The following is a 14,751-nucleotide window of genomic DNA, read 5'->3' as shown; positions in this document are numbered from 1 at the left end:
GGCCTCCGAGCACCTCGCGTCCGATCCGCGTCTCGCCGGGGCCGTCCGCGCGCGTCCCGGCCTTCGCCCCGCGGGCGCCGTCGACGGCGCCGAGCTCGCCGTCCGCGCCGTCCTCGGACAGCAGGTGTCCGTCGCGGCCGCCCGCACGCTCGCCGGGCGGGTCGTCGCCGCCCACGGGCGCCGCGCCGGCGACGGGCGCTGCCTCACCCACGCCTTTCCCCGGCCCGAGGACCTCGTGGACGCCGACCTCTCGGCGCTCGGGATGCCGCGGTCGCGCGCCGCGGCGGTCCGCGCCGTCGCGCGGGCGCTCGCGGCGGGAGAGGTCGTGCTGCGCGCCGACGTCGATCCGGAGGCGGCACGGGCAGCGCTCCGCGCGGTCCCGGGCGTCGGGCCGTGGACGGCGGAGTACGTCGCGCTGCGGGCCCTCGCCGATCTCGACGCGTTCCCCGCGAGCGACCTCGGGATCCTGCGCGGGGCGCGGGCCCTCGGCCTGCCGGGCGCCCCGCGGGACCTCGCCGCGCACGCGGAGCGCTGGCGTCCGTGGCGCGGCGTCGCCGCCGAGCACCTGTGGGAGGTCGCCGCTCAGTCGCCGGCGCGGTGACGCAGATGCTCGACGATGCGACGCGAATCGCAGATCGGGTCGCCGTCGACGACCAGGACCGGCACGCGCGTCTGCCCGGTGAGCGCGCGGACCTCGTCGCGCTCGTCGCGCTTCCAGGGGACGCGATGCTCGTCGACCTCCACGCCCGACTTCGCGAGCTCGCGGGCGACCCGCCCGCAGGGACAGAGCCAGTTCGTCGGCGTCCGGCAGCGGTAGAGCGTCGCCATCGCGTCCTCCTCAGGGGCGCAGCATGTTCGCGGTCTGGATGGCCCGCCGGACGCCGAACCCGGCGACGCGGAGCGGGAGCATCTGGCGCGTGCCCGGCTTCGCGAGCCCCTCGGGCTCGCGTTCGCGGTACCAGGCGATCGTCGCCTCGAGCGTCTCGTCGTGCGGCCGCGGCGCCCAGTCGAGCTCCCGCTTCGCCTTCGTCGAGCGGTACGTCCACCACTGCGCCGACGCGACGACCTCCGCCGGCGTGACGACCGGTCGGGCCGGGAGGAGCATCGCCGTACGCGCCATGGGCAGGGCGGCCTGGAGCGGCAGCTTGAGCGCCGGCGGCTCGACCTCGCTGAGACGGCCGAGATCGGCGAACAGGCGGTCGAGCGTGAAGTTCCGCCCGCCCAGGATGTACCGCTCGCCCGTCTCCCCCTTCTCGTCGGCGAGCACGTGTCCCCGGGCGACGTCGAGGACGTCGACGATGTTGAGCGCGCCGTCGACGTAGAACGGCAGCTCGCGGCGCAGGAACCGCCGGACGAGCTCCGTCGACGAGCGGTGCGTGTCCCCGCGCCCCATGACGTAGCCCGGGTTGACGATGACGACGTCGAGGCCGTGGGCGACCTCGTGCAGGCAGACGTTCTCCGCCTCGCGCTTCGAGCTGAGGTACGGGATGCGGAGGTGCCCGGCTCGGAAGACGTGGTCCTCGTCCGCCGTCGAGCCCCGGACGGCGGGACCGATCGCGCCGATCGACGACGTGTGGACGACGCGCGCGACGCCGGCCGCACGTGCCTCCTCGAGGACCGTGCGGGTGCCGTCGACGTTGCAGCGGAAGGTCTCCGCGGCGGGTCGACGCAGGCTGTTGATCCCCGCGGCGTGGAAGACGCGGTCGGCGCCCTCGACGGCGCGACGGACCGCGCGGCGGTCGAGGACGTCGGCGACGCGGACATCGACGTCGAGGCCCGCGAGCATCTCGGCGGACTCGCCGGGGAGGACCGTCACGCGCACGTCGTCCCCCCGCTCGCAGAGGGCTCTCGCGATCGCCGATCCGAGGAAGCCGGTGCCGCCGGTGACGAGCGAGACGCCCACGCGGCGAGTCTAGTCGCGGCGCGTGGGGTTAGGCTGCCGCGCATGGCCGTCGCGATCGTCACCGACACCACGCACTACATGCCGCCGGAGCTCGTCGCCGAGCACGACATCCACCTGGTGAGCCTGTACGTCAACGACGGCGAGACGCGCCGCGAGAGCGACATCACCGATCTCGGCGCCTACTACGACCGTCTCCGGGACCTCGACGCCCTCCCGACGACGTCGCAGCCGTCGATCGGAGACTTCCTCGCGGCCTACGAGCCGCTCCTCGAGCGCGGCGACGACGTCCTCTCGATCCACATCTCGGGGGCGATCAGCGGGACCGTCGAGGCGGCGCGGCAGGCGGCCGCCGAGGCGGCGCGGACGCACGGCGAGGGTCGCGTGCGCGTCGTCGACTCCGCGTCGTCGGCCGCCGGGCTCGCCTATCCCGCCCTCGCCGCCTCCGCCGTCGCGAAGCAGGGCGGTGACCTCGACGCCTGCGTCGCGCGCGCCGAGGAGATGATGGCCTCGAAGCGGATCTGGTTCGCCGTCGACACGCTGGAGTACCTCAAGCGCGGCGGCCGCGTCGGCGCCGCGCAGGCGTGGATCGGCGGCGCGCTGAAGATCAAGCCGATCCTCACCCTCGAGGGCGAGATCACGCCGATCGAGCGCGTGCGGACCTCGGGGAAGGCGTTCGAGCGCATGCTGCACTACGCACGCTCCCGCCACGTCGAGGCGGCGGATGCCTGGTGCGTCCAGCACATCCGCGCGGAGGAGCGCGCGCAGGAGCTCGTCGAGCGCTGCCGCGAGATCTACGAGTGCGACCCCCTCTACGTGAGCGAGATCGGGCCGGTCATCGGCACGCACATCGGCCCCGGCCTCCTCGGCGTCTCCGGCGCGCCGCCCGAGCTGCTGCGCTGATCGGCGCCTCTGCGCGCCTCAACGCGCCTCAGCGCGCGAGGTCGCGCTCGTCGGCCGCCGGGGCGGCGGCGCCGCCGGCGACGGCGAGCGACGGATCGGGCACCAGCCCGGTCTCGCGCTCGCTCAGCCGCCACTCCCACCACTCGCGGACCGCGATCTGGATCGAGGCGGCGACCGGGATGGCGACGAGCGCGCCGACGACCCCGAGGAGGGTCGCGCCGAAGAGGACCGCGACGAGGACGACGAACGGCTGGATGTCGACCGTGCGCTTCTGCACCTGCGGCTGCACGACGTAGTTCTCGATCTGCTGGTAGACGATCGCCCAGATCACCCACACGATCGTCGTCGACGGGAAGTCGTTGAAGAGCGTGACGAGAGCGACGAGGAACGCGGCGATCGTCGCGCCGATGACGGGGATGAGCGCGAAGAGCCCGACCATGACGGCGAGCGGGGCCGCGAACGGGACCCCCAGGACGGTCATGACGATGTACGAGCTCGTTCCGGCGACGACGGCGACGAGGATCGCGCCCTGGACGTAGCCGGTCACCGCGATGGCGACGCGATCGAGGAAGCGGCGGACGCGGGCCGCCTCGGCGGGAGGGCGCAGGGCGAGCGCGGCGTCGACCCAGCGCCGGCCCGACACGAGCATGAAGACCGAGAGGATGAGGATGTTGACGAGCGCGAAGATCGAGTTGACGATCCCGATCCCGAGGTCGGAGAGCAGCGTCGCGGCGTCCCCGACCCGCGCCGGCAGCTCCGCCGCCTGGTCCTCGAGCTGGGAGGCGATGTCGTACTTCTCGTCGAGGTCGCGGAGCGTCTCGTTCTCCTCGATGAACTCGCGGACGTCCGCCGCGTACTCGGGGACGTCCTCCGCGAGGTCGGTCGCCTGCGTGACGAGGTCGGGGACGATGAGCGCGCCGAGCAGCGCGGGCGCCCCGAGCAGCGCGAGGTAGACGACCGCGATCGCGAGGCCGCGCGGCATGCGCCGCTCGAGGACGCGGACCGGCCCGGCGAGCGCGAGGGCGACGAAGAGCGCCATGGCGAGCCAGCCGAGCGGCTGGCGCAGGAGGTAGACGAGATAGAGCGCGAGGACGGAGAGGACGACGATCGCGACGACGCGGAAGATCGAGCGAACCGTCGGCTCACGGGCGGCCATCGTGCCAGGAGGCTAGAGGCGGCATCGGCGGATCCGGCGCCGCCTCGGGGCGTGTGGCGATCCGGCGACGCTCGGCGTCGCCGGATCGCCACACGCCCGGGCGGTCGGGGCTCGCGCCGGGGGACGAGCGCTACCGCCGGCGCTTCTTGCGGCGGCGACGCGTGAACATGCCGGTGAAGCCCGCGACGCCGCCGCCGATGACGAAGCCCGCGACCGCGGCGCCGATGAGCACCTCGCGCTGGTGCTGCTGCAGCTGCTTGCGCCAGTCGGCGACCTCGGCGACCTCGGTGCGAAGCTTCTCGAGCGACTGCGCGAGCTCGTGGCGGTTCTTCTCGATCGACGCGCGGATCTCCTCCGGCGTGCGCTGCTGTGTGCTCACCGGTCAGCCTCCGGGCTCGGGTTGTCGATCGTCTCGCGGATGAGCTTCGCCTCGTCGATCGCCATCTGGGGCGTCGGGGGCGAGCCGCCCTTCAGCCACTTCGCGGCGAGGAAGCCGGCGAGACCGCCGAGCGCGAAGAGGAGCGCGGCGACGACGAAGTAGCCCCAGAAGATCTGCGAGTCGCCGACGGGGAGCGCCCACCAGGCGAACCACGCGAAGCCGTGGAGGAGGTAGAGCAGGGCGACGACGGCGAAGAGACCGGCGGCGATGCCGACGACCGCGCCCTTCACGAGCTTCGTCACCTTCTCGGTGACCTCCGCCTTCGCGAGCTCGATCTCCTCGCGGACGAGGACCTGCGCCTTCTCGCTCACCTCCTGGATCGCCTGGGCGATCTGGGTGGTGGACTGCTGGGGCTGCTCATCGGCCATGTCAGAGCCTCGCGAGACGTCGGAGGAACTTCGCGGCGAGGAGGCCGCCGACGAACGCGCCGCCGACGATGAGCTCGGGTCGGTCCTCGGGGACGACGGCCGCACCCTGCGCCGCTCCGGCGTCGGTCGACGTCGCGCTCCGGGCCTCACCCGCGGCAGCGGCGGCCGCCGCCTTCGCCTGGTCGGCCGTCTCGGAGACGGCGTCCTTCGCCTCCTCGGCCTTCTCCGAGACGGCGTCCTTCGCCTCGGCAGCGGCGCCCTTCACCTGCTCGGCCTTCTCGGCAGCGGCGCCCTTCGCCTGCTCGGCCTTCTCGGAGACGGCGTCCTTCGCCTCCTCGGCCTTCTCGGCAGCGGCACCCTTCGCCTGCTCGGCCTTCGTCGCCTCCTCGTCGCCGCCCCCGTCGCTCCGCGGCTCGGCGGGCGGCGCGAGGGGCGTCGGCTCCCCGGTGGAGGAGGACGGCGGCGCGACGGAGGGCACGTCGACCGGCGGGGGCGCGTCGGCGGGCGGCGGGGGCTGCGGGGGGATCCAGTCCTCCCCGCCGCCGGACTCCGCGTCCGAGGGGCGCTTGGGATCGTCGTTCGTCGTCATTCCGGCGGGTCCTCCCCGAAGATGCGGACGTAGATCATCGCGGCGAGGCGATGGGCCACGATGCTGGCGAGGGCCCCGGTCCCGGCGAGGATGCCGGACCAGGCAAGGCGTCGGACGAGGTCGTTCTCCATCGGCGTGATCCTACGCAAGCCACCCGGCGGAGCCGGATCCGGGCACGCCGGCGGCCCGGGTGAGCCGCGTCCGGTGGCGCATGTCAGCGGGCGTCGAGGCCGCCGCAGATCGTCTCGACGACGAACGTCTTCGCGGTCTCCGCCTCGACGTCGTCGAACGGGAGGAGGTCGAAGATCCACCCCGTGAGGACCTGCTCGATCGCGCCGTAGAACGTCATCGCGGCGAAGGCGGCCGTGATGTCGGTGCGGATCTCGCCCCTCTCCTGTCCGTGCTCGACGATCTTCCCGATGCGGCGATACGCCTCGCCGATCTCGGCGAGGTGCGTCGCGCCGAACGAGTTCGCGGCGCGCGTCACCTCGACGATGATGACCTTCATGAGCTCCGGGTCGTGCCGGTAGCTGTCGACGATGAACGACGCGATCGCGTGGAGCTTCTCGCGGGTCGTGAGGTCGCGGCCGTCGATCTCCTCGATGAGCGCGTTCATGACGCTCCAGCGCTCGACGAACAGCGTGGAGAGGACGGCGTCCTTGCTCTTGAAGTAGTGGTAGACGAGCCCGTACGCGACGCCCGCCTCGTCGGCGATGTCGCTCACGCGGCAGGCGTGGAAGCCCTGCCGGGCGAAGACGCGGACCGCCGCATCGAGGATGAGGCGGCGCTTCTCGGCGGCGGTCGCCCTGGAGGTCGCCATCAGGACATCCGCTCCTCGTCGAGGCTGTCGGCGCCGTCGCGGACGCGATAGGCGTCCGGGCGGCGATGGTCGAGGGTCGGCATCCGGCGGCGGACGACGTCCAGGGCGCCGAGATCCAGGTCGGCGACGACGTGGCCGGGGCGGTCGGGCGCGGTCGCGAGGACGACGCCCCACGGGTCGACGATCATCGAGCGCCCGCCGGTGCGCACACGCCCGCCGTGGTCGCCGATCTGGTTCGGCGCGACGACGAAGCATCCGTTCTCGACCGCCCGCGCGCGCAGCAGCAGCTCCCAGTGCTCGCGCGTCGTCGCGACGGTGAACGCGGCGGGGACGACGAGCACCCGGGCCCCCGCCACCGCGAGCGCCCGGTACATCTCGGGGAAGCGAAGGTCGTAGCAGACGCTCATCCCCACGCCGGTCCCGTCGGCCGCGCGCGTGAGCGTCAGCGCGTCCCCCGGTGCGTCGTGGGCCGACTCGGCGTACGTCGTCCCATCGACCTCGACGTCGAAGAGGTGGACCTTCCGGTAGAGCGCGCGGACCTCGCCGTCGGGACCGACGTGGACGGAGGTGTTGCGCGTGCGGCCGTCCCCGTCCGCGGCAGGGACCTCCACGAGCGAGCCCGCGACGAGATCGAGGCCGAGCTCGCGGGCGACCTCGCGGGCCCAGCGGACCGCGGCGCCGTCGAGGGGCTGGGCGCAGGCGGCGAGGTCCTCCGGCCGGCCGTAGGCCGTCCACTTCTCGGGGAGCACGACGAGCTGCGCACCCTCGGCCGCCGCGGCGCGCACGGCGCGGTCGGCCGCGGCGAGGTTCTCCTCGACGTCGGTCGTGCTCGTGAGCTGGATGGCGGCGGCGCGCATGAACTCGGCGCGTTGACTGACGGGTCAATCGCGGGGGGTGGAGAATAGACCCATGAGCGTCGGGATCCCCTACCGGGGTGCGGGAGGGCCGGAGGACGAGCGACCTGCCGGCGTGCCGCTGCCGCCAGGCAGGATGCCGCTCGTCCGGGACGGCCGTCCCCTCAAGCGCTGGCGCTACGTCGGCGTCTACGGGCCGGACCTCATGCTCTGCGCCGGACGGGTCGCCATCGCCGGTCTCCCCCAGGCGTTCTGGGCGGTGTGGGACCGCGCCGAGGGCCGGCTCCACGAGCGGACCCGCTTCGTCCCCCGCGGCGTCCGCCTCCCGGACGGCGGCGTCGTCGTCCGCGACCGCGAGGTGCAGATCGAGCTGCGCGTCGAGACGGACGGCGACGCGGTCGAGGTCGTGTCGCCGCACGGCGGGTCGTTCATCTGGACGCGCAAGCAGGGCGCCGCCGTCGCCGGGACCGTGACGATCGCGGGGCGCGAGCGGCCCCTGACCGGCCGGGCGCTCATCGACGACTCCGCCGGCTACCACGCCCGTGAGACGGCGTGGCGATGGGCGGCCGGCGTCGGCGCGACGGCGGACGGGACCCCGCTCATGTGGAACCTCGTCACCGGCGTGCACGATGCGCCGACGAGCAGCGAGAGGACCGTCTGGGTCGACGGCACGGCGCACGAGGTCGGTCCCGTCGCGTTCGCCGACGACCTCTCGTCCGTCGCGTTCGCCGAGGGCGGGCGGCTCGCGTTCGATGCCGAGGCCGAGCGCGCGCGGGACGACCGCGTGGGCCCGCTGCGCAGCATCTACCGGCAGCCGTTCGGGACCGTGAGCGGGGAGCTCCCCGGGGGCCACGCCCTCGCCGCGGGGTACGGCGTCATGGAGGATCACGCCGCACGCTGGTGAGCGCCGCCGACACGACGTCGGTGACCGGAGTAGGCTCGCGCCAGGAGGCGGGCAGGGGCCCTCCTCTCACGGACCCAGGACCCTCGGACCGAGACAGGAAGGCAGGCCATGACGCGCTCACGTCCCACACCGGCGCTCGTCGTGTCGATCATCGCCCTCGTCGTCGCGACGGCAGGCACCGCGACCGCGGCGACCGCGATCATCACGAGCAGCTCGCAGGTCAAGAACGGCACCCTCACCGGCGCCGACATCAAGACGAGGTCGATCGACGGCATCGACATCGCGAACGAGGCGATCTCGCGCGCGAAGATCAAGGACGGCACCATCACGGAGGCCAAGCTCTCGCGCTCGGCGAAGGCCGCCGTCAGCGGCGCGATCGCCGCCGAGGCCGTCCGGCGCTCGGGCCCGCTGAACCACCCGCCCGGCGGCGGGAAGGTCGCGACGCTCGAGAACATCCCGCCGGGCACCTACCTCCTCACGGCGAAGTCGACGCTCGAGGCGGACCCGGGCGACCGCGGCCTCGGCGAGCTCCTGCGCGTCGCGAAGACGGGCAGCGCCGAGTGCACGCTCTCGCTCGACGGCGAGGAGGACAAGGGCCGCGCGACGGTCGTCTCGCCGGGCTCGGCGGCGCCGAGCACGGTCTACGTGCAGTTCACGCGGTCGCTCGACCGCACGGCGGACGCCGTGCTCACCTGCGGCGTGAACGACTTCAACTGGCGCGCGGCGGACACGTCGATCGTCGCGCTCAAGCTCGCCGACTCGACGCGGACGGACGTCACCGGCTGAGAGCCCTACGGCCGGGCCGCAGGGCCGCCGGCGGGGTGGGATGCTCCGCCGGTGGCCCGCGCGCTCGTCCACCGGTCCCTCCGCCGCTCGGGGTGGGGCCGTGCCCTCACGCAGGCGCTGCGCCTCCGCACGCCGCTCCCCTACCTCCGCGCCGAGGCGCGGGCCGGGCGGCCGGCGCCTCGCGGCGAGTACGTCGTCCGGGAGTCGGGCGTCCACGTCGTCCTGCGCCACGGGACGTCGGACACCCGGATGTTCGACGAGATCTTCTGCGCTCGCGTGTACGCGCCGCCGCCGCCCGTCGCCTCCGCCCTCCGCGCGCTCGGACGCCCGCCGCGCGTCGTCGACCTCGGCGCGAACGTCGGGCTCTTCTCGGCGGACGCGGCCGCCCGCTGGCCGGGCGCCGGGATCACGGCGATCGAGGCCGATCCGGTGAACCTCCCCGTCCTCGAGCGGTGCGCCGAGCTCAACGGAGACGGACGACCGTGGACGGTCGTCGGCGCGGCGGCCGACGTCGCCGCCGGCACGCTGCGCTTCGTGTCGGGTGCCGGGGCCGAGTCGCACGCCGCTCACGAGAGCGAGGCAAAGGCCGTCGAGGTGCCCGCGATCGACGCGTTCGACCACCTCGCCCACGCGGACCTCGCGAAGATCGACATCGAGGGAGGCGAGTGGGCGATCCTCGCCGACGAGCGGCTCGGCCGGACGTCGATCCGCGCGCTCGTCCTCGAGCATCACGGCCGCCTCTGCCCGACCCGGGACCCACGCGCGACCGCGCGGCAGCTCCTCGAGGCCGCCGGCTTCGCGACGGCGCCGGGGGGCGAGGAGACGCTCGGCGTCGGGACCGTCTGGGCGTGGCGCTGACCGCGCGTCAGGCGCGGCCGCGCTGCCGCGCGAGCTCGCTGAGGAGGAGCTTCGAGTGGATCGCGCCGACGAGCTCGCGGAGCGGCTCGGCGCCCGCGGCGAGGATCTCGGCCGCGCGGTCGACGTCGACCTCGCCCGCGAGCCGGTCGAGGAGCGTGCGGACCTCCTCCTGGACGAGCGGCTCGAGCGTCTCGCGGTAGCGGAGGGTGTCGTAGACCGTGAAGCCGAGGCGCTCGTCGAACCCGCCCGCGCGGAAGCGGCTGAACGCCTCGATGATCGCGACGTCGTCCGGGTCGTAGCCGCGGCTCGTCGGGCTGAGGATGTCGATCTCGGCGAGACGGTCGAGGACGTTCTTCGGGATGTCGTACCGGCGGCGGATCTCGGCCGCCGACACGCGGCCGCGTCCCTCGCCCTCGTCGAGGGCGCGCTCGAGGATGCGGTCCTCGAGCTCGACGAGCGCGGCGGCGCGGTCGGGGTCGTCGTCGATCATCTGCTTGATGAGGCGCAGCGGCATGAAGCGGTCCTCCTGGAGGCGCTTGATGAGCCGGATGCGGTCGACGTAGTCGGGCGGGTAGTACGCCATGTTCCGCGACGTGCGGACGATGTCGTCCCCCTCGCCGAGGAGCCCCTCGCGCAGGTAGTGCTTGATCGTGCCCGCCGAGACGCCCGAGCGCTCGGCGAGCTCGCTCATCTTGAGGAGCCCGTCGTCGTTCACGAGGAGGTCGCCGCCGGCGCCTCGATGCGCAGGAGCGCCCGCGCCTCCTCGACCGTCGCGGGACGCCGGCCCGCGTCGAGCGTCATCTCGCGCGCCTTCGCGATGAGATCGCCGTTCGACCGGGCCATCGAGCCGTCGGGGAGGTAGAAGTTGTCCTCGAGGCCCGCGCGGATCGAGCCGCCGAGCGAGAGCGCGGCGGCGAGCATCGTCCACTGGACGCGGCCGATCCCGATGACGCCCCAGTGGTGGGGACCTCCGGGCACCTCGGCGAGGTTGTCCGCCATCGCCGCGAGGTTGCGCGCGGTCGGGGGGATGCCGCCGACGACGCCCATGACGAAGTCCGCGTGGAGCGGCGCCTTCAGCGCGCCCATCTCGACGAGCGGGGCGAGCGAGCCGACGTGGCCGACGTCGAAGCACTCGTGCTCGGGCTTGATGCCGAGCCGGTTCATCGCCCCGAGCAGCTCGAGGATCTCGCTGAACGGGTTCTGGAAGACGAAGTCGAAGACGAACGCCTTGCGCCGCTCCGAGTACTTCGCGTAGTTCATCGAGCCCATGTTGAGCGCGGCGACCTCGGGCCGGCCGGCCTCGAGGTAGGCGACGCGCTTCTCGACGCTCACGCCGATCGTCCCCGTCGAGAAGTTGATGATCGCCGCGTCGCCGACCTCGGAGACGATCGCCTCCTTGATCGCGAGGAAGTCCTCGGCCTCGTAGCTCGGCTCGCCCTCGGGCGTCCGCGCGTGGATGTGGATGTGCACGCCTCCCTCGTCGACGATCCGGCGCGCCTCGGCGGCGTACTCGGCGGGCGTGTACGGGATCGCGGGGCACTGCTCGCGGTTGGCGATCGATCCGGAGATCGAGGCGCAGATGACGACGGGGTCGTCCATGCTCATGTTCGGCGAAGCTCCTCGGGTGGACGGCGGGACGTGCGGAAAGTGACACGTCTCACTTCCCACTCTGTCGTGCGCCCGCTCGGGCGTCAAGCGCGGGCCGGCACCCGGAGGGATACGGTCACGCGATGGAGGTGACGAGCCCGGAGGTCCGCGAGCTGGCGACGGCATGGCACCGGGACCTCGACCTCCTCGCACGCGAGATGTACGAGTTCCTCGCCGCGCGGATCCCCGAGGCGAGCGAGGACGACGAGATCGCCGGCCTCACGCTCGCGTCGTGCGCGTCGAACATCGAGGCGGTCCTCTCGATGATTCGCCACGGGATCCCCGCCTCGGCGACCGAGGCGCCGGTGACCGCGCTCGAGCACGCGCGGAAGATGGCGGGGCGCGGCGCGAGCATCGACGCCGTCCTGCGGTTCTACCGGCTGGGGCACGCCTACTTCTGGGAGCGCTGGAGCGCGGCGCTCGTCGAGGCGATGGACGACCGCGAGCAGCTCGTCACGGCGCTCCGCGAGACCGCGGCGTTCGTCTTCGACTACATCGATCTCATCTCCGCTCGGGTGAGCGCGGAGCACGTCGCCGAGCGCGAGCGCCGCCAGCGACGCGCCGCCGCCGTCCGGGCCGACGTCGTGCGGGCGATCCTCGCGGGCGAGCCGGTGGACGAGACCGTCGCGGAGCGGGCGCTCGGCTACCGCATCGGGGGCCGGCAGGTCGGGTTCGTGTGCTGGACGAGCGGGGACCCGGGCGGACTCGAGCGCGCCGCCGCGGCGATCGCGCAGCGCGTCGGGAGCAGCCGGCCGCTCGTCCTCGCCGAGGCCTCGGACGCGGTCGCGGGCTGGGTCGCCGTCGACTCCGCCCCGGACGACCGCGCCGTCGCGGCCTTGGCCGAGCTCCTGGCGGAGACGGCGCCCGACGTCCACGTCGCGCTCGGCGAGCTGGGCGAGGGCGTCGACGGGCTGCGCACCAGCCGTCTCGGCGCCGACCGCGCGCGCCGCGTCGTCGAGCTCGCGCGCCGGCGGCCTCCGAGCGTCACCCGCTCGGACGACGTCGTGCTCGTCGACCTCCTCACCGCGGATCTCGAGCGCGCGCGGGCCTTCGTCGCGGACGAGCTCGCCGGGCTCGCCGCCCGCGACGCCTCCTCGGCGCGCGAGCGCGACGCCCTCCTCCACGTCCTCGCCCCGGGCGGCGGCATCGCGGCGGCGTCGCGCGCGCTGGACATCCACCGCAACACCGTGCTGCAGCGGGTGCGCAAGGCCGAAGCGGCGCTCGGGCGCAGCTCGGCCGAGCGGCCGGGCGAGCTGTACGCGGCGCTTCTCCTCGCCGTGACGCTCGGCGACGCGGTGCTTCCCGACGAATAGTGTGCACTCCGCACATGTCGATGGGCGCGCTCGCCGTTGTCGGAGGCGGTGACCCCGCCGTACGGTGTGCCCAGCGCCGTCCACAGGGGAGAAATTGAGATGTCGACCGTCGAAGAGTCACCGCCCATCAGCGTCCGCCGGATCCCGAGGCCCGAGGAGCCCGTGCCGACCGTCGCGTGGCCGACGCTCTGGCTCCTCGTCACCGGACTCGCGATGTGGATCGGGTCGACCGCCCTCTACGTCGCGGACTCGCTCGCCTGGTGGGCGGTCATCCCGGTCAACGCCGTCGCGGGCTACCTCCTCTTCACCGTCGCGCACGACGCGGGCCACCACTCCGCCTCGAGCGTGCGCTGGTTCAACAACCTCATGGGCCGCATGGCGACCCCCCTCTTCGCCCTCCACGCGGCCTTCCCGGTGTGGCGCTTCATCCACATGCAGCACCACCGGTTCACGAATCACGACGACGGCGTCGACCCCGACCACTACACGATGCGCGGCCCGGCCTGGCAGAAGCCGCTGCGCTGGGTGACGATCGACTACCACTACGTCACCTTCTACCTGCCGAAGCTGCGGTCGCGGCCGCGCGCCGAGCAGGTCGAGGCGCTCGCGTTCCTGGGACTCGCCCTCGCCGTTCCGGCGGTCCTCATCGCGACGGGCAACGTCGTCACCTGGCTCGTCGTCCTCTACGTCCCGTCGCGCCTCACGATCCTCTTCCTGGCGTGGGCGTTCGACTACCTCCCGCACAACGGGCTCCATCACAAGCCCGACGAGGACAAGCTGAAGACGACGCGCAACCGCGTCGGCTCGGAGCGGCTCCTGTCGCCGGTCCTCCTGTACCAGAACTACCACCTCGTCCATCACCTCCACCCCGTCGTGCCCTTCTACCGGTACATCCAGGTGTGGCGGCGCAACGAGGAGCAGTACCTCGAGGGCGATCCCGCCCTCTCGACGGTCGCCGGCCGCGAGCTCACGACCGACGAGTACCGCCGCATCCGCGAGCTCGTGGAGGAGCACGACCACTAGCCGGTCGCCGGGCACGCGCCGCGCATCCTTCCTGCTCAGCGGGAAGGATCCGCGGCGCGGCGCGCGAGGACGCGGAGGACGTCGTCCGTCACCATCGTCGGTCGGCGGGTCACCTCCCACCAGGTGAAGCGCAGCGGCGAGAAGCCGAGCTTCTGCAGCTCGCGATCGCGCCAGCGGTCGGTGCCGAACTGCGCGGACCGGTCGTGCGAGGCGCGACCGTCGACCTCCACGGCGACCCCCGCCTCGCGCAGGAGCAGGTCGATGCGGATCTCGACGCCGCCGACGAGACGGACGCGCCCGTTGATCTCCGGCGCGGGCAGGCCCGCCGCGACGAACGCGACGTGCGCCAGGCGCTCGAGCAGGCTGAGGTACTCCGCCGGCGGCAGGCCCACGAACGGCTCGAGGGCGCGGCGGAGCTTGGGGAGCCCCTCGCGAGACGCCGCGGCCCGCATCGCCTCGTCGAGGGTCGGGACGTCGAGGAGACCTCGACGGTCGGACCGGTCGAGCACGTCCTGGAGCTGAGCCACCGAGGCCGTCGGTGCGAGGGAGAGCATCGTGCGGCTCCACGACGTGACGGCGAGGCCGCGCGCGTCGCACCAGAGATCGGATGGCGGCAGAGAGGCCGTCGATCGGGTGGCGAGACGGGACGCATCGGGAGCCCGCAGCGCGAGGACGAGCACCTCGTGGACGGGCGGCACCGGGCCGATGCCGAGCAGCGCGCACGCGCTGCGGCCGGTGAGTCCGCGCCGACGCGGCTCGGACCCGCGGCCCCGCGTCGCGAGAAACGCCGCCCACGCCTCGCCGTACGGCGTGACGTCGTCGCGACCGACGGCGTAGACGCCGTGGTGCTTCGGCCAGAGGATGCCGCGCTCCACGAGTCTGCCGATCCGTGACGAGCCCACGTCCCGCGCGAGCAGGTCGCGCCGCGCGATGACCGACCCGTACGGCCGGGACCACTCGTGGAGGGCTCGGACGAGGCGCTCGTCGCCAGGCACGCACCCACCCTGCGCGAGAGCGTGTGACGGCACAAGACGCGGGTGTGGCGAGGCGCCGCAGATTCAGCGCAGACGACTCCGCCTCAGCCGCGACCGCGGATTCTTCCCGCTGAGCGGGAAGAATCCGCGGCGCGACGCGACGTGGGCGGCGCGACGCGGGCGGGGCGACGCGGGCGGGGCGGGGCGGGGCGGGCGG

At 73.6% G+C, this 14,751-nt stretch carries 19 protein-coding genes; 7 read left to right on the top strand and 12 right to left on the bottom strand.

The window, feature by feature from the left end:
• A partial coding sequence (locus ACME2J_RS20055) for a DNA-3-methyladenine glycosylase family protein (protein ID WP_495546720.1) occupies positions 1-601 on the top strand: 601 nt, incomplete at its 5' end.
• Here the strand turns inward: ACME2J_RS20055 and ACME2J_RS20050 are convergent.
• On the bottom strand, positions 583-828 hold the full coding sequence (locus ACME2J_RS20050; protein WP_495546719.1) for a glutathione S-transferase N-terminal domain-containing protein: 246 nt from the start codon (positions 826-828) through the stop codon (positions 583-585). The two genes, ACME2J_RS20055 and ACME2J_RS20050, sit on opposite strands and share 19 nt — an antisense overlap.
• Before the next feature lie 10 nt (positions 829-838).
• Positions 839-1,903, bottom strand: a complete 1,065-nt coding sequence (locus tag ACME2J_RS20045) for an NAD-dependent epimerase/dehydratase family protein (protein WP_495546718.1) — start codon at positions 1,901-1,903, stop codon at positions 839-841.
• 42 nt (positions 1,904-1,945) lie between these two features.
• Between ACME2J_RS20045 and ACME2J_RS20040 the strand changes: the two genes are divergently transcribed.
• Complete coding sequence (locus tag ACME2J_RS20040) at positions 1,946-2,803, top strand: DegV family protein (RefSeq protein WP_495546717.1); 858 nt, start codon at positions 1,946-1,948, stop codon at positions 2,801-2,803.
• Between the two features lie 28 nt (positions 2,804-2,831).
• Here ACME2J_RS20040 and ACME2J_RS20035 read toward each other — a convergent pair whose 3' ends face one another.
• The 7 genes from ACME2J_RS20035 to ACME2J_RS20005 form a co-directional block, all read right to left on the bottom strand.
• Positions 2,832-3,959, bottom strand: coding sequence for an AI-2E family transporter (locus tag ACME2J_RS20035; RefSeq protein WP_495546716.1), 1,128 nt, complete (start codon positions 3,957-3,959; stop codon positions 2,832-2,834).
• Positions 3,960-4,089: 130 nt separating this feature from the next.
• The gene (locus ACME2J_RS20030; RefSeq protein WP_495546715.1) at positions 4,090-4,338 is read right to left on the bottom strand and encodes a DUF3618 domain-containing protein; all 249 of its coding nucleotides are present in this window, start codon (positions 4,336-4,338) and stop codon (positions 4,090-4,092) included.
• Complete coding sequence (locus ACME2J_RS20025; protein WP_495546714.1) at positions 4,335-4,766, bottom strand: phage holin family protein; 432 nt, start codon at positions 4,764-4,766, stop codon at positions 4,335-4,337. The genes ACME2J_RS20030 and ACME2J_RS20025 overlap by 4 nt, the downstream gene beginning before the upstream one ends.
• 1 nt (position 4,767) lies before the next feature.
• The gene (locus ACME2J_RS20020; RefSeq protein ID WP_495546713.1) at positions 4,768-5,355 is read right to left on the bottom strand and encodes a hypothetical protein; all 588 of its coding nucleotides are present in this window, start codon (positions 5,353-5,355) and stop codon (positions 4,768-4,770) included.
• The gene (locus tag ACME2J_RS20015; protein WP_495546712.1) at positions 5,352-5,486 is read right to left on the bottom strand and encodes a hypothetical protein; all 135 of its coding nucleotides are present in this window, start codon (positions 5,484-5,486) and stop codon (positions 5,352-5,354) included. Before ACME2J_RS20015 ends, ACME2J_RS20020 begins: the two co-directional genes overlap by 4 nt.
• An 83-nt stretch (positions 5,487-5,569) precedes the next feature.
• Entirely contained in the window at positions 5,570-6,175 is a 606-nt protein-coding gene (locus tag ACME2J_RS20010; RefSeq protein ID WP_495546711.1) for a TetR/AcrR family transcriptional regulator, read from the bottom strand.
• Complete coding sequence (locus ACME2J_RS20005) at positions 6,175-7,032, bottom strand: carbon-nitrogen hydrolase family protein (RefSeq protein ID WP_495546710.1); 858 nt, start codon at positions 7,030-7,032, stop codon at positions 6,175-6,177. The genes ACME2J_RS20010 and ACME2J_RS20005 overlap by 1 nt, the downstream gene beginning before the upstream one ends.
• A gap of 52 nt (positions 7,033-7,084) precedes the next feature.
• Here ACME2J_RS20005 and ACME2J_RS20000 point away from each other — a divergent pair, with 52 nt between their 5' ends.
• From ACME2J_RS20000 to ACME2J_RS19990, 3 genes are all read left to right on the top strand, one after another.
• Positions 7,085-7,933 carry a DUF2804 family protein gene (locus ACME2J_RS20000; RefSeq protein WP_495546709.1) on the top strand — a complete coding sequence of 283 codons (849 nt, stop codon included), beginning with the start codon at positions 7,085-7,087 and terminating at the stop codon, positions 7,931-7,933.
• A gap of 108 nt (positions 7,934-8,041) precedes the next feature.
• Positions 8,042-8,719: a hypothetical protein gene (locus tag ACME2J_RS19995; protein WP_495546708.1), complete on the top strand. Its 678-nt coding sequence runs from the start codon at positions 8,042-8,044 to the stop codon at positions 8,717-8,719.
• Between the two features lie 51 nt (positions 8,720-8,770).
• Positions 8,771-9,577, top strand: coding sequence for an FkbM family methyltransferase (locus ACME2J_RS19990; RefSeq protein WP_495546707.1), 807 nt, complete (start codon positions 8,771-8,773; stop codon positions 9,575-9,577).
• A 7-nt stretch (positions 9,578-9,584) separates the two neighbouring features.
• Here the strand turns inward: ACME2J_RS19990 and ACME2J_RS19985 are convergent, their stop codons facing one another.
• Together ACME2J_RS19985 and ACME2J_RS19980 are read right to left on the bottom strand one after the other, a co-directional pair.
• Positions 9,585-10,292: a MerR family transcriptional regulator gene (locus tag ACME2J_RS19985; protein ID WP_495546706.1), complete on the bottom strand. Its 708-nt coding sequence runs from the start codon at positions 10,290-10,292 to the stop codon at positions 9,585-9,587.
• The gene (locus ACME2J_RS19980) at positions 10,289-11,182 is read right to left on the bottom strand and encodes a beta-keto acid cleavage family enzyme (protein ID WP_495546705.1); all 894 of its coding nucleotides are present in this window, start codon (positions 11,180-11,182) and stop codon (positions 10,289-10,291) included. The genes ACME2J_RS19985 and ACME2J_RS19980 overlap by 4 nt, the downstream gene beginning before the upstream one ends.
• Before the next feature lie 125 nt (positions 11,183-11,307).
• Between ACME2J_RS19980 and ACME2J_RS19975 the strand changes: the two genes are divergently transcribed.
• Positions 11,308-12,537: an RsbRD N-terminal domain-containing protein gene (locus ACME2J_RS19975; RefSeq protein WP_495546704.1), complete on the top strand. Its 1,230-nt coding sequence runs from the start codon at positions 11,308-11,310 to the stop codon at positions 12,535-12,537.
• A gap of 99 nt (positions 12,538-12,636) precedes the next feature.
• The gene (locus tag ACME2J_RS19970; RefSeq protein ID WP_495546703.1) at positions 12,637-13,560 is read left to right on the top strand and encodes a fatty acid desaturase; all 924 of its coding nucleotides are present in this window, start codon (positions 12,637-12,639) and stop codon (positions 13,558-13,560) included.
• Positions 13,561-13,595: 35 nt separating this feature from the next.
• Here ACME2J_RS19970 and ACME2J_RS19965 read toward each other — a convergent pair whose 3' ends face one another.
• Positions 13,596-14,555, bottom strand: a complete 960-nt coding sequence (locus tag ACME2J_RS19965; RefSeq protein ID WP_495546702.1) for an endonuclease domain-containing protein — start codon at positions 14,553-14,555, stop codon at positions 13,596-13,598.
• Between the last annotated feature and the right edge of the window lie 196 nt (positions 14,556-14,751).

It is taken from the genome of Paraconexibacter sp., from assembly GCF_059438195.1.
Note: the sequence above shows the minus strand (reverse complement) of the source record. Positions and strands in the feature narration are given on the sequence as shown.